This window comes from Clostridium thermobutyricum DSM 4928, from assembly GCF_002050515.1.
Lineage (GTDB): Bacteria > Bacillota > Clostridia > Clostridiales > Clostridiaceae > Clostridium > Clostridium thermobutyricum.
On sequence record NZ_LTAY01000025.1, the window covers coordinates 1 to 19,088 of the forward strand.

The window sequence follows — 19,088 nt, forward strand, 5'->3', positions numbered from 1 at the left end:
AAATAATATAGAATAAGTAATCTTTATGTAGGCATCAATAGTTGAAAGGGGAAAAAGGATGAAATTAAATTTAAAAACAAATACTAATATTGTATATGGCAGAGGAATTTTAGAAAAGTACGGAACAGAAATGTTAAAGCTTGGAGAAAAGCCTTTAATTGTATCTGGGAAAAAATCATCAAAAAATAGTCAAGGTTATAAAGATTTATTAGAATTTTTCAAAAAAAATGATATAAAATACTCTGTTTATATAAAATCAGAGATTATGGCAAATATAAAAGATATAGAAGAAGGAGCTGAGATAGGAAGAAAGGAAAAATGTGATTATGTTGTAGCAGTAGGTGGAGGTACAACAATAGATATTGGAAAAGGAATTAGTATTCTTTTAAAAAATAAAAGTATAAAAAATAGAGGAAATGTCCCATTAGTTACGATTCCTACTATATCTGGGTCAGGTAGTGAAACAAGTAAATACGCAGTAATAAATTTAGATGAAATAAATTTTTATACTATAGAAGTAGAGCCTAATATGGCTATAGTAGATCCATATTATACAAACAAGATAAATATAGAATTAGTTAAAAACTCTAGTTTAAATGGACTAAGTAATTTAATTGAAGGTTACTTAAATGAAAATATAGATAAAGAAAATGAAAGAATAGCTATTGAAGGCTTAAGAAGATTTGGAGAATCAATAGATAATTTATTAGATTGTAATATTTCTTCAAGAGATAGAGAAAATTTATCAATGGCGTCTATACTAGGTGGAATATTATTAAATAGATATGGAAGAGGATTATTTAACGTATTAGGAGAAACTTTATCATACAATGGTAATTTAAGTCTTGGAAAATCAAAAGGGATACTTTATAATGAATATCTTAAAAAGTTTAGAAAAGAAAAAAAATTAAACAACATAATAAATGTACTAGGATTTTCTACATTTAGAGACTTAAGCAAAACTATAAATAAATTGAGTAGTTATAATAAAGTAGAATTAGAAAAATTAGAAGTTGAAAAATTAGCTAAAATATCTATGCAAAGAATAATTAAAGAAGATAAAAAGCTAAAAAATGAAATATATTATGATATTTTCAATATTTATTCAAATAGTTTGAAAAATAGAGAGCTTAATTATGATATAATCTAGTTAAAAAATGAAAAGAGGAGTAAAATGGAGTACAAATTTAATTTTGAAGAAAAAGAATATATTTTAAACGAAGAAAATTTATTAGAATTAATAAATGATGAAGAATCCCCAGTTGAAGGTTTTGGTTTAGATGAAGTTTTAAGACTTTTAAATGAAGGAAATTTAGAGTTCGATAAAGCTTACTATAGCTCATCTTGTGATAGTTGTGATAGTAACTTTAAAGAGAAAAGAAATGTAAGTGAATATGTAGAAGGATTTTTCTATATATATACTAAAAATAAAAAATACGTTATAGCAAATATAGATAAAGATTATGAAGGTAAAACATATCATAAATTAGAACTTTTAGGTGAAGTAGATGATAGCTATATAGTAAGCATAATAATATGTAAAAATTGTGGTAAATTCATAATACAAATAGAGGAATTAGTAGTATAAGAAAGAGCTAGAATAGTTTTCTAGCTCTTTTATAGTTTAGTAAAAGAGATTAAAAGCAAAATAAGGCCTGAAAGCCATGAAAGATTAATTTCTCTTTTACTAACTAATTTTTTCCCTAATAATATTCCAAATTTAAATGAAAGTACTCCTAAAATAAAACAAAGTACTATAAGAAGTACATAATTTATTTGCATAAAGCTAATACCAATTCCAACTGCTAAACTATCTAGTGATAATGCTAAAGATAAGTAAACACTTTCTTTTAATGATATAGCCTTTGATTTATCAAAGTCAGCAGATTTTTCGTCTATATAAACATTTAAAGCAAAGTTCATATCAAAAGCTTTAAAAGTTAAAGGTTTCTTATGAAGCGAAAACTTTTTAAAATATTTCTTTATTAATACTTCAAAAAGTTTATATAAACCAAGTGAAAAAAATATTACAAAGCTTATTTTATTTGGAAGTCCTTCTGGAATAAAATTCATTAAAGATATACCAAATAAAATTGCTAAAGTAAGCATTAAAGCTGAAATGAAATTAATTAAAATAATAGAGGAATTTGGTATCTTAATATTATCAGAGCCATAAGCTATACTTGTAACAAAAGAATCTAATATAAGTGAAATAACTAAAATAAAGATACTCATTTTTTTTACCTCAAATAAATTGATTAATATAGTATATGTATTAGATTTGGGCTTGCTACATTAATCGACAAAAAAGGAATTTTTGATTACTTCCATACTATAAAAATATATTAAATCTTTTTAGTTATAGATGTAATCTATTTTTAAAAGGTTGTTAATGCATAATAAGAAAATTATAAAATTTTAGATAGAATTTCTAAGTTTTATAAGGTTTGAAGTAGCCATATATTTTAGTTTAGTTTATAATTAAAAGAGTAAAAGAAGGGAAGTTGAGAATGAATAATGTATTAAGATTATTAAGTGAGTATAGTCAATATGCAATTATTATAAGTATATTAATAAGTATAATAATTGCAATTTTAGGACTAGTTCCTTCAGTTTTTGTCACTGGAGCAAATCTTATATTTTTTGGACCTTTTCTTGGATTTATAGTTTCTTTAGCAGGAGAAACTATAGGAAATTATATAAGTTTTAAACTTTATAAAAAAGGCTTAAAGGAAAGCATCGAAAAAAGATTCTCTAAATATAAAATTTTAGAGAAAATCTCAGAAAGTGAAGGAAATAAAGCTACTTTTTTAATTTTCCAAGCTAGAGTTATTCCATTTATTCCATCAGGAATAGTTACACTTGCAGCAGCTTTAAGTAAGATAGATGATTTTAGATATATTTTTGCAACTTGCATTGGTAAAATTCCATCTATAGGATTAGAAATGTTAGTTAGTTATGGAATATTAAAAAGTGGAGGAAAATATATTCAGTTGATTATAGGCGTATTAGCTGTATATTTAATTTATAAAACATTTAAAAAGGAGACAAGCAATGTATAAACTTATAGCAATAGATATGGATGGAACACTTTTAACAAGTGATAAAAAAATATCTGAGAGAACTAAAAAAGCAATAAAAGAAGCAAGAAAAAAAGGTGTTTATGTAGTATTAGCATCAGGAAGGCCAATAGATGGACTTTTAAAATATTTAGAAGAATTAGACTTATTAAGTGATGATGACTATGTATTAAGTTATAATGGTTGTTTAGTTCAAAAAAGTAAATCAAGAGAAGTTATTTGTGATGTTACTATAAAAGGAGAAGATTTAAGTTATCTTTATAATTTAAGTCGTGAAATAGGAGTAAATATTCATGCGTTTTCAAAAGAAAGAGGGCTTATAACTCCTAAAAATAGTAAATATACTCAATATGAAGCAGATCAAAACTTTATAACATTAACAGAAGTTAGTCATGACAATATTGATAATAATGAAGATATAATAAAAATAATGATGATAGATGAACCAGAAATTTTAGAAGCTGGAATTAAAAAATTACCAAAAGAATTAAGTGATAAGTATAGTATGGCAAGAAGCGCTCCATTCTTCTTAGAATTCTTTAATAAAAATGCAGATAAAGGTGCTGGAGTTAAACTTTTAGCAGAGCATTTAAATATAAAGAGAGAAGAAGTAATAACAATGGGTGATGCAATGAATGATTATCCTATGATAAAATATGCAGGGCTTGGTGTTGTTATGAAAAATGGTTCAGATGAGTTAAAAGAAATTGCAGATTACATAACTGACACTAATGATAATGATGGTGTTGCAAAAGCAATTGAAAAATTTGTTTTAAATAAATAGTAAAAACATGTCCAAATATTAATTTGGACATGTTTTATTTTTATATTTTTTTATACAAATAGGTTCTGGGATTGGAATTTCATTAGAAAATTTATCTATTATTCCATTTTTTAAGCTAAATATAGAAATAGAATCAGATTTTAAATTACAAGAAAATAGTTTATCACTATCTAAGATAAAATCTCTTGGAGAATTTATTTTTTTATAAGAAAAGTTTTGTATATGCTTTAAGCTGTTATTTTCTAAAATTTTAAATACAGAAAAAGTATTAGTTTTTCTTTCAGATGTATAAATAAAATTATCATATATATGAATAGCAGCTCCTTCTAAATCATTATTAAAATTTAAAGGTTTTATACTGTTAGATATATATAGTGTATCAATATCTATTTGAAACAATTCATAGGTTCCTTCTGTAATTAAATAAACAAAATTATCCTTAAAATCTAAATGTCTTGGTTTTGATTTTTTCTCCAAGTTTATTTTAGTTATTGGCTTCAAGTTTGGAAAACTATAAACATTTAAACTAGAATTATTTAAATCTACTATATAAAGTTTATCTTTATATACTCTACAGCAATGAAGTTTTCCGTTTTCTATAGAGATAGAATTTAGTTTTTGTAAAGAATAATCTGAAGTGATTTTATATAAAATGAATAATCCTTGATGATAATTACAAGATAAAACATAATCTTTATAAATTTCAACAAAACAAGGAGGACAATTAAAATCTTCAGCTTTATCTAATGGGATGAGGGAATCATTTTTTAATGAAAATAAAACTACACCCCCGCTATTAGAGTCTCCATGAGAAGAAATGAGAAAATTATTTTTTATATCTATATAAGTTGGGTTATGAAGTTTAAATCTTTTTTCAAATGATCCATTATCATTTGAATCTAAAGTAAATTTATATATTCCTTTACTATATTTTTTTGTATATGTTCCAATTAAAAAATTTTTACTCATATAAAATCTCCTTAAAGTGAATTTACTTTATTATAGCATTAAAGAAGAAATAGAAAAATTATTTAAAAATTTCTTTTTAAGTAAAAATATGGTTTAATGAAATAGGAGGGGATATTATGCCATTGAAAATACCAAAAAATTTACCAGCATTTTCGGTTTTAACTAAAGAAAATATATTTGTAATGAATGAATTGCGTGCTAATAATCAAGATATAAGACCACTTAAAATAGGAATATTAAAGTTAATGCCAAAGAAAATAGAAACAGAAAATCAACTTTTAAGGCATTTATCTAATACACCACTTCAAGTTGAAATAAAGCTTATAAAGACTAGAACATATAAATCTCAAAATACATCACAGGAACATTTAGAGAAATTTTATTCATATTTTGATGAGATAAAAGAAGAAAAATTTGATGGTCTTATAATAACAGGAGCTCCAGTTGAACAAATTGAATTTGAAGATGTTATATATTGGAATGAATTAAGAGAGATAATGGAATGGAGCAAAAAAAATGTATATTCAACATTTCATATATGTTGGGGAGCTCAAGCGGGACTTTATTATCATTACAAAATAGATAAAAATATTTTAGAGGAAAAGAAATTTGGGATTTTTGAGCATTACGCTGTAGAAAAAGATAGTTTGTTATTAAGAGGATTAGATGATATATTTTGGGCACCTCATTCAAGATATACTGAAATTAAAAAAGAAGATATATTAAAGATTAAAGATTTAAAAATATTATCTGAATCTAAAAAAGCAGGTGCTTTTATTATAAGTGATAAAGATTATAAGCAAATATTTATAACAGGACATTTAGAATATGAAAGAGATACTTTAAAAAATGAATATCTAAGAGATCTAGAAAAAGGAATTGATATAAAAATTCCAGAAAATTATTTTGAGGATAATAATATAGAAAAAAGAATTCAAGTTAAATGGAGAGGGGCTGCCAATATAATTTTTAGTAATTGGTTAAATTATTGTATTTATCAAAATACACCATATGACATTGAGTTAATATGATATTAAAAAAATATTACCATTTTTAAAAAAGTTTAGAGATGGTATTATTTTTTTTAACAAAATTATTGTATATTTAATAAATTTCGTTATATAATCAATAAGTATTAAAATTTTAGTAGAAATGGAGATGATTTAGTTGGAGCAAAATAGAGAGAAATTTTCATCTGGACTTGCAGTATTTTTTGCAACACTAAGTTCGGCAGTTGGTTTAGGAAATATATGGATGTTTCCTTTTGTAGTAGGGGAAAATGGTGGTGCAGCTTTTATTATAATTTATTTGATTTGTATCCTTATAATAGGAATACCTACTTTAATTAGTGAATTTATTGTTGGAAGAAGTACCAGAAAAAATATTTATGGTGCAGTTTCAGAGGTTACTGATAAAAAAGGGTTCAAAGTTATAGGAATTATTGGACTTTTAGCATCTTATATGATGTTATTTTTCTACACTGTAGTAGCAGGATGGGTATATTGTTATGTGTTTAAAGCGTTAGCTGGTAGCTTTAAAGGTATAACAGCAAGTGGAGCAGTAAATATGTTCAATGAAGCAAGTGTAGGACCATTAGGACCAATAGTATGGCAAATAGTTGCTTTAATAGTTGCTGGTATTATTCTTGGTATGGGTGTTAAGAGTGGAATAGAAAAAATAACTAAAATATTAATGCCTGTACTTGTAGTACTTCTTATTGTTTGTGCAATTAGAAGTGTAACTCTTCCAGGAGCTATGCAAGGAATTAAATTTTTATTACAACCAAACTTTTCTAAAGTAAACTTAAGTGTTATTCTTTCAGCACTTGGACTAGCATTTTTTAAATTATCAGTGGGAACAGGATCAATGTATACATATAGTAGTTATTTTACAGATGACAATAATCTTATTAAAACTGGTGTAAAAGTGGCTCTTGCAGATACTTGTGTGTCACTTATAGCTGGACTTGCAATATTTCCAGCAGTTTTTGCATTTGGTCTTAAACCATCTCAAGGCCCAGGACTTTTATTTAACACAGTTCCACTTATTTTTTCAAAAATGGCAGGTGGAACAATATTAGGAATAGTATTTTTCCTTTTAACTGCTATGGCAGCAACAATGGCAACTATTTCAATTGTACAAGTTCTTATTGCAACATTTACAGAACAATTTAAAATTGAAAGAAAAAAAGCTATAGTTATAAATATAGTTATAATAGTAGCTTTTGGAATTTTAGCTGCATTATCAGCAAATCCTGAAGGAGTATTAGGACAATTTAAGATTTTTGGAGATACTTTCTTTAATTTATTTAGTGATATTGTTTCAAATATTCTTTTACCTATAAACGGTATTTTAGTAACTATACTTATTGGTTATTTTGTAAGTAGAGATACTATAAAAAATCAATTAACTAACAATGGAACTATAAAAAATGAAGCTATAGTAAAAATAATGTTTTTTACTATAAGATATATTACACCAATATTAGTTTTAATAGTATTTTTAAAGACATTTATATAAAATATGATATAATCTATATAAGAATCCATATTACTATGGATTCTTTTTTATTATAAAGATGGGGATGATGCTATGGAATATACAGTATTGTTGTGTGATGATGAAAAAGAAATATTAGATGTATTAGAGCTTTATCTGAATAAAGAGGGATTTAAAACAATAAAAGCGAAAGATGGCGTTGAAGCTTTAAATATAAGAAAAAAAGAAAAAATAGATTTAGCAATTATTGATATAATGATGCCTAAAATTGATGGTTATAGAGTATTAAAAGAAATAAGAAAAGAAAGTAATATCCCAATAATTTTACTTTCAGCTAAAAGTCAGGATGATGATAAAATATTAGGACTTGATGTAGGAGCTGATGATTATATAACAAAACCTTTTAATCCATTAGAAGTTATGGCAAGGGTTAAGGCTCAGATAAGAAGAGTTTATAAATTAACAGATGGTGAAGCTAATGAAAAAGATGTTATAGAGATTGGAGATATAGTTTTAGATAAATTTAATGTTAAAGTCAAATTTAAGGGGAATGACTTAGAATTAACTTCAATTGAATATAAAATATTAAAATATTTTATGGAGAACTCAGGAAGGATTTTAACTAAAAATCAAATTTTTGAGGAAGTATGGAACGAAAGTTTCTTAGGGGGAGATAATACAATAATGGTGCATATAAGTAGGCTTAGAGATAAAATTGAGGACAATGGGAGAACACCTAAATACTTAAAAACTATAAGAGGATTAGGTTACAGATTTGAAAAAAATATTTAGATTTAATAGAAAAAGAGAAAAACTTATAGTATCGGTTTTTAAAAGATATGTTTCTTTTGTAATAGTATTAGGAATAGTGTGCTCAATAGCATATCTTTATATAGCACTAGAGTTACCTAAGGTTATAGAAAAGAATAGCTTACCATTAATAGATGTAATATCAGGAGAGTATATAGATTATACAACCATAAATATAAAAGAATTAAAAGAATTAAATGGTGAAATGGAAATAATAAATAAAAATGGGGTTATAGTAAAAAGGTATGGAGAAATACCTCACGAAGGTAATAGATATTCTCAAGCAGAACTTCTTAATTTAGCGACCAGAAAAGAAGATGGAAAATATAGAATATTAATGAATATGGTTAAAGATAAAGATAATCAAGAGTATTATTGTTTACTCAGAATTCCAAAAGATAAAATAAGATTAAATTTGAATTTATTTAAACTTCCTTTTAGTGTAGGCAAGCCATTTTATAAAGAATATGGAAAAGTAATTTCAATTGCAGCAGGAGCTACAATCTTATTTATAATATTATATAGTATATACACTGCAAGAAAACTTAAAAAACCTTTAACTGAGATTGATAATGCTTTAGTAAGTATTATTAATGGGAATTACAGTGAGAAGATAGAATTTAAAGGGGAGGAAGAATTTGAAGGAATAAGAGATACTTTAAATTATTTAATAGAAAAATTAAATAATAGTGAAGAAGAAAACAGAAGGCTTGAGAAAAGTAAAAATAAACTTTTATTAGATCTTTCTCATGATATAAAAACGCCAATGACAACAATAAAAAGCTATTCTGCTGCGTTAAGTCAAGGAATGTTAGACAGTGAAGAGCAAAAAAAACAATATTATAATGCTATTTATAAAAAAAGTGAGAGAGTAAGTGGCCTTATAGAAGACCTTTTTGAATTTGTAAAGTTAGAAAATAATAGTTTCAAATTTAATTATTTAAAGGTAGATATTTGTGAGCTTTTAAGAACTATAATAGTTGAATATTATGAAGAGATTGAAGAAGATGGAATAGAGCTTCATATAAATATACCTGAAGAATCTAAGTTCCATTTGATTGATATAAGGCTTTTTAAGAGAGCTATAAGTAATATAATTGAAAATTCTCTTAAATATAATGAAAATGCAAAAAATATTTATATAAGTTTAAAAGAAGATAATGAAAGCTACAATATAGATATTGAAGATGATGGAGTTGGAGTTCCAAATGAAATAAAAGAAACTATTTTTGATGAATTTGTACGTGGAGATGAAAGCAGACAAACTGATGGAGGAACAGGTTTAGGTTTGTCAATAACTAAAAAAATAATAGAAAATCATAATGGAATAATAGAGCTTTTAGATAGTAAAAAAGGAGCTAAATTTAGAATAAAAATAAGAAAGTAAATATTTACTTTCTTATTTTTATATCATCTATTAAAGTTTTTACGGCTATTTTAGAAGATTTTAAGACATTAAAAATTCCAGATCCAAAATTTATAGATTCTCCAGCAAAATAAAGGTTATTTATACCTTCTATTTTACATGTAGGTTTTGAAAAATCTAAATTAGAATTGTTAGGATATGTTTGATAAAAATTACCATTACAAGTGTTGAAAAGTTTTTTATACGTTATAGGTGATATAGAGATTTTATCTAATATAAATGTAGAAAGTTGCCTAACTTTAAAAAAGTCTTCTAAAGTTCTAAAAATTAAATCTTCAATTTTAAAAATATTATCTTTAGTCCAAAAATCTTCATTCAAATATAAAAGGTTTGGTACATTAAGTATAACACTCATATTTGTAATACCTTTTTTAAAACTATCCTTATATACATAAAGATGTGGATTTTTAGGAATATCACATTTAAAACAAGCATTTATATTTTCTTTAAAATCCTTATTTATAAAAATATTATGAGTAGATAATTGTGGAAACTCTTTTTTTATTGAAAGGTAAAGAACAAATCTAGAGGAAGCTATATGTTCTTTTTCTAATTTTGAAAAAGCATAATTTTCAGTATTAAACTTTTGTGGAATTAAATTATTTAAAGTATATTGAAAATTAGATGTACATAAAACTATAGAAGAGTTTAAAGTTTTACCACTATTTGTAGATACTCCAATACATGTATTATTTTTAAAATTTAAAGATTTTACTTCTGTCTTTAATAAATATTTTCCACCACGTTTTAAAAATACTTTGCTAAGTGCCTTAACAAAACTATTAATACCACCTTCTATTTCTATGAATCCTTCAATACTATTTATTAAAGGCATAAGAGAAGAAGAAGTAAAGTATTTAAAAGGAGAAGTTCCTATTTGCATACTTTGAAAAGTAAGAGCTTCTACTAAATTTTGATTTGATAAATGATTTCTAAAATAATTATAAGTATTAGATAAATTAGTTGATTTAACCTTATTATATAAACTCCTAAAACTTAATTTGAAATTTGGAGTATTAAAGGACTTATTCGAATAAATATCCTTAGCATCACAAATTAAATCTAAATAATCTTCAAAATCTTCATTAGATAAATTTTCAGAAAGATTTTTTAAATCTGATGAAAATTCAAATGAAGTTCCATCTTTAAAGAAGGCTTTACAAAAAGGATCTAATCTTTGATATTTAATATAATAATTTAGATCCTCACCTATTTCATTAAAAAGCTCAAAAAGAGATTTAGAAAGAATAGGCATAGTTGCAGTCAAATTAAAACTATTATATTTATTATTTATAAGACTAGTTTTTCCTCCAATAAATGAATTTTTTTCTATTATAGTGACTGAATATCCTTGGCTTTGGAGTCTTAAAGCAGAAGATAAACCAGCAATTCCAGAACCAATTACAATAGCATCTTTCATATTATCCACCTAAAGTAACATCTTGAGTGTTATACCACTCTAAAGCTTCAAAAAGATGGGTTTCTTTAAAATTAGGCCAAAAGTCATCTATTATATAAAAATCAGAATAAACAGATTGAATAGGAAGAAATCCACTTAAACGTCTTCTACCACCCCATCTGATTATTAAATCTATTCTAGAAATGTCACTAGACATAATTGAAGATGAATTAGTATAATTTTTTAAATCCCATTCCCAGCCATAATTTATTAAAAAATTAACTTTTATTCCACCTTTCCCACAAACTTTTCTTTTAGTATAAGGAAGAAGTTCTTTAGGAAAATTTTTTGAAGATGTATTTCCAAGTACAAGAATTTCAGCATTTTCTTTAGAAATTAAGTTTACAGATTTTATACAAGCATCAGTAAAAGCATTTTTTTGAATTGAAGGTCTTTTAGTATTATCAAGAGTAAATCCGTAAAAAGTTAATTCTTTTATACCTAATTTTTGACATTGTTTAAAAAGAGTAAGTCCTGGTAATATACCATGAATATAACCACAATCTTTGGTTAAACCAAGAGAAGTTGCATAACGTCTATTACCATCTGGAATTATTCCTATGTGATTTGGTATTCTCATAAAACTATTTCTCCTTTAAAATTAAATTTATTTTTATTATTAACAAATAAAGAAAATTTATCCTAATAAATTTATAAAAATATTGAATTTTGTAAATAAACTATGTATAGTGAAATAGGAGAATTTATTGGGAGGGATAAAATGTATAGTTCAGATTTTTTTAAAGTGGTAGATGGTGCAAAAAAGAAAAGGGATTTTTTTTATGATAATAGAAAGGCGTACATAATGGCAGCAGCTCTTGCTGGATTATTTGTTGGACTAGCTATAATTCTTGCATATACAGTAGGAGCTAAATTTAATGAATATCATTCGCCAGCTACAAAGCTTATAATGGGAAGTGTTTTTTGTGTGGCTTTAGTACTTGTAATGTTTTCTGGAGCAGAACTTTTTACAGGAAATAATTTTGTAATGACAGGTGGCTTATTAGAAAATGAAGTTACAAAAAAAGATGTTATAAATATCTGGTGTTTTAGCTATTTAGGTAATTTTATAGGTTCGGCAGTTGTGGCTTTATTATTTCAATTTTCCGGATTAAATAAAGGGATAGTTGCTGAATATATAGTTGAAGGAGCTTTAACAAAAATAAATGTTCCTTTTGAACAAATAATAGTTAGAGGAATTCTTTGTAACATTCTTGTATGTATAGCAGTTTGGTGTTTTATAAAAATGAAAGAGGAAACATCTAGGATAATTGTTATTTTTCTTTGTCTTCTTGTATTTGTAACTAGTGGATTTGAGCATAGTATTGCTAATATGTCACTTTTTATGATTGGATTATTAGGAGAAGCATCTGAACTTATGAGTATAGGTGGAGCAATTTATAATATATTTTTTGCAACTATAGGAAATATAATAGGTGGTGCTTTATTTGTAGCTTTTCCTTATTATGTGATTTCAAAAACAAAAGTAAAAAAATAGATAGAGAAGGTGTTAACATTTAATGTTAACACCTTTTTAATTTTTTTTATAAAGAATAAAATACATAGTAAATGTTATAATAGATACAACAAATATAAAGAGGATAGGAGATTGATATGGTTAATGTAGAAAATTTAATAGAAATAGATTTTTTTAAAAATTTAAAAAAAAGTACATTAATGAAATTAAGCCTTTATAGTGATTTAAATAGAGTAAAAAAAGGTGAGCATATATTTAGAGAAAAAGAAGTAACAAATAATATTTATATTGTTAAAAGTGGTAAGGTTTCATTATATAAATTCTCAGAAAACTCTTATAAAAAAATAATATTTATATTAGGAGAAAATGAAATATTAAATGAAGTTTTAATAGATGATTTACCTTCGTCAGTAAGCTGTGAAGTATTTGAAGAAGCAGAGCTTATAAGTATAAATAAATTCGATTTTTTAGATATAATGGAAGAAGATTTTGAGTTAACTAAAATAGTATTAACAGGATTGAGCAAAAAATTAAGACGAACATATAGACAAATAAAAAATTCAACTCCTTTAAAAATAGAGAAAAGACTTGCAGCAAAGCTTTGGAAACTTTCTAAAGATTATGGAGTAATGGAAAGTAGAGGATGTAGAATAAATATAAAAATAAGTGTTACATATCTTTCGGAAATGTTTGGAATGCCGCGAGAAACAGTATCAAGAGGGATAAATTCTCTTGTTAAAGATGGATTTATAATAAAAGATAATAAAGATATTATAATTGTAGATAGAGATAAATTGTCAGACTATTTTAAAGGACTGTGATAAAGATTACAGTTTAAAAAGAGATAATTGTTTATAATAACTTCCATAGAGAAAATAGGCACTATTAAAATAATGTGGTTTTATGTTTTTAATTTGGAAGGAGTTTTATTATGGGGATTAAATTAAGAAAAGAGGATGTAGATAGTTTAATAAGAAGTATCTCACCTAAAGTAAAAGTTTTTGCTCCAAAAGTCTTTGAGGGAAAAGGTAGATTTTCTGAAACAGACATGATTAGATATGGAGAAATAAAAGACTTATCAGAGATTGTTTTTGATAAAAAATCTGATTTTTCATCAAAGGAAATAATAACACCAATTACACAAACTTTATTTTTCTTTACTGAAGATGAGTTTAAAGAAGCAAAAGGAGAAGATTTTACTCCAGTAATAATATTAAGAAGTTGTGATATGCACGCTATTAAGAGATTTGATGATATTTATTTAAGAAATGGATTTGAAGACATATACTATAAAAGAGTAAGAGAAAAAGCTAAATTTATAGTAATTGGATGTCCAAATAGCTTTGAAAATTGCTTCTGTGTTTCAATGGGAACAAATGAAACAGATGCTTATGATGCTTATTTAAAAGTTGATGAAGATTTTGTATATTTAGATGTAAAAGATAAAGATATAGAAGAAGCTGTAAGTTCTTTACAAAAAATGGATTGTGAAGTTATGCCTGAATTTGTTAAAGAAAACACAATTAAAGTGGATATACCAGAAAATATAGATACTAGAATTTTTAAATCAACTATGTGGAATGAATATACTGAAAGATGTATAGCATGTGGAAGATGTAACTTTGTTTGTCCTACATGTACTTGTTATACAATGCAAGATATATTCTATAAAGATAATAAAAATGCTGGTGAAAGAAGAAGAGTTTGGGCTTCATGTCAAGTTCAAGGATACACTACAATGGCTGGTGGTCATGAATTTAGAAAACCAAATGGAGACAAAATGAGATTTAAAGTAATGCATAAAGTATATGATTACAAAAAGAGATGGGGATACCACATGTGTACTGGTTGCGGAAGATGTGATGATATTTGTCCACAATATATAAGCATGCCAGGTGCTGTAAATAAATTAAGAAAAGCAATGGATGAGGTGACTTCAAATGAATAGAAATGAATATATACCATATGCATCTACTATATTAGATGTTATAAAGCATACAGAAATAGAATATACTTTCAGAATGGAATTTAAAGGAGAAGTTAAGCCAGGGCAATTCTTCGAAGTTTCAATTCCTAAATTTGGGGAAGCTCCAATTTCAGTAAGTGGAATAGGAGAAAATTTTGTTGATTTAACAATAAGAAAAGTTGGTAAAGTAACAAATGAAGTATTTAACAATTATGTTGGAGATAAACTTTTCATGAGAGGACCTTATGGAAATGGTTTTGATATAGAAAATTATAAAGGAAAAGAAATAGTAGTAGTTGCAGGTGGAACAGGACTTTCACCAGTTAGAGGTGTTGTAGATCATTTTGCTAAAAATCCAGAGGATTGTAAAGGATCAACTCTTATAGTTGGATTTAAAACACCAAAAGATGCTCTTTTCAAAGAAGATTTAAAAGCATGGAACAATGAATTAAGTAATCTTATAGTTACTGTAGATTCAGCTGATGAAGGTTATGAAGGTCACACAGGTCTTGTAACTAAATTCATACCAGAATTAGAGATAAAAGACATGGAAAATGTTCAAGTTATAGTTGTAGGACCTCCTATGATGATGAAATTTACAGTTTTAGAATTCTTAAAAAGAGGAATTAAAGAAGAAAATATTTGGATTTCTCAAGAAAGAAAAATGTGCTGTGGATTAGGTAAATGCGGACATTGTAAAATAGATGATACATACATTTGCTTAGATGGACCGGTATTTAACTATACAAAAGGAAAACTTCTAATAGATTAGTTGTGTGGAGGGACAGGCATGGATATAAATTTAAAGAAATTAAAAAAGAATGCTTTTAGATATACAAAAGAGAGAGGAATTACTGCTTCAAGAGTAAGAGTTCCAGGTGGGCATATAGATGCCAAATATTTAAAAACATTAGCAAATATATCAGAAGAATATGGTAATGGAAGCCTTCATATTACTGCAAGACAAGGATTTGAAATTCCAGGAATTAAAATGGAAAATGTTGATAAAGTAAATGAAATGCTTCAAGAAGTAATTGAAGGTTTAGAAATAAATCAAGTTGAAGAAGGAACAGGATATTCAGCTTCAGGAACAAGAAATGTAACTGCATGTATAGGTAATAAAGTATGTCCTTTTGGTAATTACAATACAACAAATTTTGCTAAAAGAATAGAAAAAGCAATTTTCCCAAATGACTTACACTTTAAAATTGCTTTAACAGGATGTCCAAATGACTGTATAAAAGCAAGAATGCATGACTTTGGAATAATAGGAATGACAGAACCACAATATGAATATAACAGATGTATAAGTTGTGGTGCTTGTGTAAGAGCCTGTAAAAAGAAAGCTACAGGAGCATTATCAGCAGAAAATTATAAAGTTGTTAGAGATCCAATGAAATGTATTGGATGTGGACAATGTGTTATTGAATGTCCTACAGGAGCTTGGACTAGAAGTAAAGAAAGATATTATAGATTAGCAATAATGGGTAGAACTGGTAAAAAGAATCCAAGAATTGGAGAAGATTTCTTAATTTGGGCTGATGAAGATAGTATAGTAAAAATAATTTTAAATACTTATAAATATGTTAAAGAATATATATCTAAAGATGCACCAGAAGGAAAAGAGCATATTGGGTATATCATTGACAGAACAGGCTTCATGGAGTGGAAAAAATGGGCTCTTGAAGGTGTTGAATTAAGTGATAAAGTAATAATTAAAAATAATGTATATTGGAGTGGAATAAAATATCCAAATACTCAAAATTATTAATATAAAGTTATTAAAGGCTGGATTTCATTTTGAAATTCAGCTTTTTAATATAAGTAAAAAGTTATAATATATATATGTAGAAAAAAATAACTTTAGTTATAAGATTTATGTTAAAATATTAATTGAAATTAAATTAATAGGAGTAAAAATATGATTGGATTAATAGGAATAAAGAAAGATACTCCTTTAGAAATAAGAGAAAAGTTTTCTGTAAATCCTAAAAAAAGAGACAAAGCTATAAATTATTTAAGAGATGAAATAGAGGAAATAGTAGTTTTAAGCACTTGTAATAGAACAGAAATTTATTTTAATCATTTTTTAGATGATAAAGAAATATTAAAAAAATTTTTTGAAGCTTTTGATTTTGATAAAAAGTATATTGATTACGTTTTTATATCAAAAGGAGAAAAAGCAATAGAACATTTATTTAGAGTGATTTGTGGATTTCATTCTAAAATATTAGGAGAAGATCAAATTTTAGGTCAAATAAAAGAAGCATATAGCTTTAGTTTAGAAAATAAACTTGTAAAAAATAAGCTTTTAAGACTTTTTCAAGAGGCTGTAACTTGTGGAAAAAGATTTAGAAAAGAAGCAAATCTTTATAAAATTCCTGTTTCATCTGCTTCAATAAGTGTAAATAAAATTATTGAAGAAGATGGAAAAAAAGTAATGGTTTTAGGTTATGGTTCAGTTGGGAAACTTGTTGTTAAAAATCTTATTTCTCATAGAAGTATTGAGGAAATATATATAGTTGTCCGAGATAAGAGCAAAGTAGATATTTCTGATTATAGAGTTAAAGTTTTAGATTTCAGAGAAAAAAATATCTTTATAAATAGTATGGATGGAATAATATCTTGTACATCTGCACCACATACAGTTATTAGAAAAGAAGATTTAGAAAAAGTAGGTAAGAAAATAAATATATATGATTTAGCACTTCCAAGAGATGTTGATTTAGAACTTTATAAAATAGATAGATTTAAAATTTTAAATATAGATGATATAAGCAAAATTGATGATGAAAATAAGCATCTTAGAAAAGAAAGAATGGAAAGTTATAAATGGATTATAGATAAATATATTCTTGAGTATAAAGAATGGGAAAAATTAAGAGATATTTCACCTTATATAAATAAAATAAGAGAAAATAAATTAAATGAAGTAAGTAAAAGGTATGATACATATAAAAAGAAAAGTAATGAAGAAAATAAAATTGTTGAGAAAATGATAGAAAGTATGGGAAATTTCTATTCTAATAAAGCAATAAAAGTTTTAAAGGAAGAAGCGTTGAAGGGTAGGGAAGAAGAATGCTTAGAAATATTGAAAAAGATATTCTTCTAGAAAATAGTGAGTATTTAAATATAGCCTTGTTTGGGAAAAAGTTAAACGTATTGGTTATAGGTGGCGGAAAAGCTGCACTTATAAAAATAAAAGCATTAATAAAATCAAATGCAAATGTTACTGTTATAGGAAAAGAAATAATAGATGAAATAAAAGGCTTGAAAAAAATTACTTTAATAAATGAAGGTTATAAAAAATCTTTTTTAAAAGGGAATCATTTAATAATAATATGTATAAATGAAAAAAATACTTTAAAAGAAATAATAAATGATTGTAATGAAATGGATAAAATATATTTAAACTGTACAGATGCAGACGAAGGAATGTTTGTTATGCAAAGTTCAGTAAGTAGTAAAAATATAAATGTAGCATTAAATGTTAAAGGAAAAAATCCTAAAGGAGCTATGTTTATAAAAAGTAAAATAGAAAATACAATAGATGATTTAGATTCATTTATTGAATATACCACAAAAATTAGAAATAAAATTAAAAATAGAGAAGATAAAAAAGAAATATTAGAATTCATTCACAGTGATGATTTTAAATTTATTTTTTTTAAGGGAAAGGGAGAAACTACTTTAAAGATGTTTTTTGAAAATATTTAAAGATTTATTTTAGGATAGGTGGATTTTATGAAATATATTATTGGAACTAGAAAATCTTTATTAGCACAAGTTCAAGCAGATTATGTTATGAAGCTTTTAAAAGATAAAAAAGGAATTGATAGTGAAAAACTTTTAATGGTTACAGAGGGAGATAGAAGACTTGATGTAGCTTTAAACAAAATAGGTGGAAAAGGACTTTTTATAAAAGAGATTGAAAAGGCATTGTTAGATGGAAGATCTCATTTAGCAGTTCATAGTATGAAAGATGTTCCATATGAATTAGAAGAAGAATTTGTACTTGCAGCAATGCCAGAAAGAGAAGATGTGAGGGATGTTCTTGTTTCTAATGGAAGATTATTAAAAGATATAAAAAAAGGTGGAAAAATAGGAACTAGTAGTATTAGAAGAGCTGAGATGCTAAAGCATTTGAGACCTGATTTAGAAATTGTTCCTATAAGAGGAAATGTACAAACTAGAATTAAAAAAATGGAAGAGCAAGGGCTAGATGGAATTATACTTGCAGCAGCTGGATTGAAGAGATTAGGTATGGAGGATATTATAACAGAATATTTTGATCCAAAAGAATTTTTACCAGCAGTAGGCCAAGGAGCTTTAGGAATAGAATGTCTAAAAACATTTGAAGACTTAGACATTATAAAATCTCTTGATAATAAAGAGGTTAGAATAGCAGTTGATGCGGAAAGAAGTTTTATGAAAAAATTAAATGGAGATTGTCATAGCTTAATTGGAATATATTCTGAAATAAATGGAGACAAACTTTATTTAAAAGGAACTTACAAGGTAAATGGAAAGCTAGTTATAAAAGATATTGAAGGAGATATAAAAAATAATATATCTTTAGGGGAAGAATTAGCAGAAAGTATATTAAGAGGATAGGTGA

At 25.7% G+C, this 19,088-nt stretch carries 20 protein-coding genes; 16 read left to right on the forward strand and 4 right to left on the reverse strand.

What is annotated here, in order from left to right; all coding sequences use genetic code 11:
- The first annotated feature begins 58 nt into the window (after positions 1-58).
- A complete protein-coding gene (locus CLTHE_RS03525; protein ID WP_080022018.1) occupies positions 59-1,150 on the forward strand; it encodes an iron-containing alcohol dehydrogenase family protein in 1,092 nt (363 codons plus the stop codon).
- A gap of 24 nt (positions 1,151-1,174) precedes the next feature.
- Positions 1,175-1,588: a DUF3785 family protein gene (locus CLTHE_RS03530; RefSeq protein WP_080022019.1), complete on the forward strand. Its 414-nt coding sequence runs from the start codon at positions 1,175-1,177 to the stop codon at positions 1,586-1,588.
- A 29-nt stretch (positions 1,589-1,617) separates the two neighbouring features.
- Here the strand turns inward: CLTHE_RS03530 and ytaF are convergent, their stop codons facing one another.
- The gene (gene ytaF / locus CLTHE_RS03535) at positions 1,618-2,235 is read right to left on the reverse strand and encodes a sporulation membrane protein YtaF (RefSeq protein ID WP_080022020.1); all 618 of its coding nucleotides are present in this window, start codon (positions 2,233-2,235) and stop codon (positions 1,618-1,620) included.
- Positions 2,236-2,510: 275 nt separating this feature from the next.
- Between ytaF and CLTHE_RS03540 the strand changes: the two genes are divergently transcribed.
- Both CLTHE_RS03540 and yidA read left to right on the forward strand, forming a co-directional pair.
- Entirely contained in the window at positions 2,511-3,062 is a 552-nt protein-coding gene (locus CLTHE_RS03540) for a TVP38/TMEM64 family protein (RefSeq protein WP_080022021.1), read from the forward strand.
- A complete protein-coding gene (yidA, locus tag CLTHE_RS03545) occupies positions 3,055-3,864 on the forward strand; it encodes a sugar-phosphatase (protein ID WP_080022022.1) in 810 nt (269 codons plus the stop codon). Before CLTHE_RS03540 ends, yidA begins: the two co-directional genes overlap by 8 nt.
- Before the next feature lie 18 nt (positions 3,865-3,882).
- Here the strand turns inward: yidA and CLTHE_RS03550 are convergent, their stop codons facing one another.
- A complete protein-coding gene (locus CLTHE_RS03550; RefSeq protein WP_080022023.1) occupies positions 3,883-4,833 on the reverse strand; it encodes a lactonase family protein in 951 nt (316 codons plus the stop codon).
- 116 nt (positions 4,834-4,949) lie between these two features.
- Here CLTHE_RS03550 and metA point away from each other — a divergent pair, with 116 nt between their 5' ends.
- The 4 genes from metA to CLTHE_RS03570 all read left to right on the forward strand — a co-directional run bounded on the left by metA (position 4,950) and on the right by CLTHE_RS03570 (position 9,529).
- Positions 4,950-5,864 (forward strand): homoserine O-acetyltransferase MetA, encoded by a 915-nt coding sequence (metA, locus tag CLTHE_RS03555; protein WP_080022024.1) that lies wholly within the window; start codon positions 4,950-4,952, stop codon positions 5,862-5,864.
- 136 nt (positions 5,865-6,000) lie between these two features.
- A complete protein-coding gene (locus CLTHE_RS03560) occupies positions 6,001-7,353 on the forward strand; it encodes a sodium-dependent transporter (RefSeq protein ID WP_080022025.1) in 1,353 nt (450 codons plus the stop codon).
- A 72-nt stretch (positions 7,354-7,425) separates the two neighbouring features.
- Entirely contained in the window at positions 7,426-8,124 is a 699-nt protein-coding gene (locus CLTHE_RS03565; protein ID WP_002598090.1) for a response regulator transcription factor, read from the forward strand.
- The gene (locus tag CLTHE_RS03570) at positions 8,108-9,529 is read left to right on the forward strand and encodes an ATP-binding protein (protein ID WP_080022026.1); all 1,422 of its coding nucleotides are present in this window, start codon (positions 8,108-8,110) and stop codon (positions 9,527-9,529) included. Before CLTHE_RS03565 ends, CLTHE_RS03570 begins: the two co-directional genes overlap by 17 nt.
- Positions 9,530-9,533: 4 nt before the next feature.
- Here CLTHE_RS03570 and CLTHE_RS03575 read toward each other — a convergent pair whose 3' ends face one another.
- A complete protein-coding gene (locus tag CLTHE_RS03575) occupies positions 9,534-10,988 on the reverse strand; it encodes a phytoene desaturase family protein (RefSeq protein WP_080022027.1) in 1,455 nt (484 codons plus the stop codon).
- A gap of 1 nt (position 10,989) precedes the next feature.
- On the reverse strand, positions 10,990-11,607 hold the full coding sequence (locus CLTHE_RS03580) for an undecaprenyl diphosphate synthase family protein (protein WP_002598087.1): 618 nt from the start codon (positions 11,605-11,607) through the stop codon (positions 10,990-10,992).
- Between the two features lie 141 nt (positions 11,608-11,748).
- Here CLTHE_RS03580 and CLTHE_RS03585 point away from each other — a divergent pair, with 141 nt between their 5' ends.
- The 8 genes from CLTHE_RS03585 (at position 11,749) to hemC (ending at position 19,084) form a co-directional block, all read left to right on the forward strand.
- Positions 11,749-12,525 carry a formate/nitrite transporter family protein gene (locus CLTHE_RS03585; protein WP_080022028.1) on the forward strand — a complete coding sequence of 259 codons (777 nt, stop codon included), beginning with the start codon at positions 11,749-11,751 and terminating at the stop codon, positions 12,523-12,525.
- A 116-nt stretch (positions 12,526-12,641) separates the two neighbouring features.
- Positions 12,642-13,325, forward strand: coding sequence for a Crp/Fnr family transcriptional regulator (locus CLTHE_RS03590; protein ID WP_002598085.1), 684 nt, complete (start codon positions 12,642-12,644; stop codon positions 13,323-13,325).
- A gap of 110 nt (positions 13,326-13,435) precedes the next feature.
- A complete protein-coding gene (gene asrA / locus CLTHE_RS03595) occupies positions 13,436-14,452 on the forward strand; it encodes an anaerobic sulfite reductase subunit AsrA (protein ID WP_080022029.1) in 1,017 nt (338 codons plus the stop codon).
- The gene (asrB, locus tag CLTHE_RS03600; RefSeq protein WP_080022030.1) at positions 14,445-15,242 is read left to right on the forward strand and encodes an anaerobic sulfite reductase subunit AsrB; all 798 of its coding nucleotides are present in this window, start codon (positions 14,445-14,447) and stop codon (positions 15,240-15,242) included. The genes asrA and asrB overlap by 8 nt, the downstream gene beginning before the upstream one ends.
- An 18-nt stretch (positions 15,243-15,260) precedes the next feature.
- Entirely contained in the window at positions 15,261-16,241 is a 981-nt protein-coding gene (gene asrC, locus CLTHE_RS03605) for a sulfite reductase subunit C (protein WP_080022031.1), read from the forward strand.
- Positions 16,242-16,391: 150 nt separating this feature from the next.
- Complete coding sequence (hemA, locus tag CLTHE_RS03610; protein ID WP_080022032.1) at positions 16,392-17,582, forward strand: glutamyl-tRNA reductase; 1,191 nt, start codon at positions 16,392-16,394, stop codon at positions 17,580-17,582.
- Complete coding sequence (locus tag CLTHE_RS03615; RefSeq protein ID WP_080022033.1) at positions 17,549-18,187, forward strand: NAD(P)-dependent oxidoreductase; 639 nt, start codon at positions 17,549-17,551, stop codon at positions 18,185-18,187. Before hemA ends, CLTHE_RS03615 begins: the two co-directional genes overlap by 34 nt.
- A 27-nt stretch (positions 18,188-18,214) precedes the next feature.
- Positions 18,215-19,084, forward strand: coding sequence for a hydroxymethylbilane synthase (gene hemC, locus CLTHE_RS03620; RefSeq protein WP_080022034.1), 870 nt, complete (start codon positions 18,215-18,217; stop codon positions 19,082-19,084).
- The last annotated feature ends 4 nt before the right edge of the window (positions 19,085-19,088 follow it).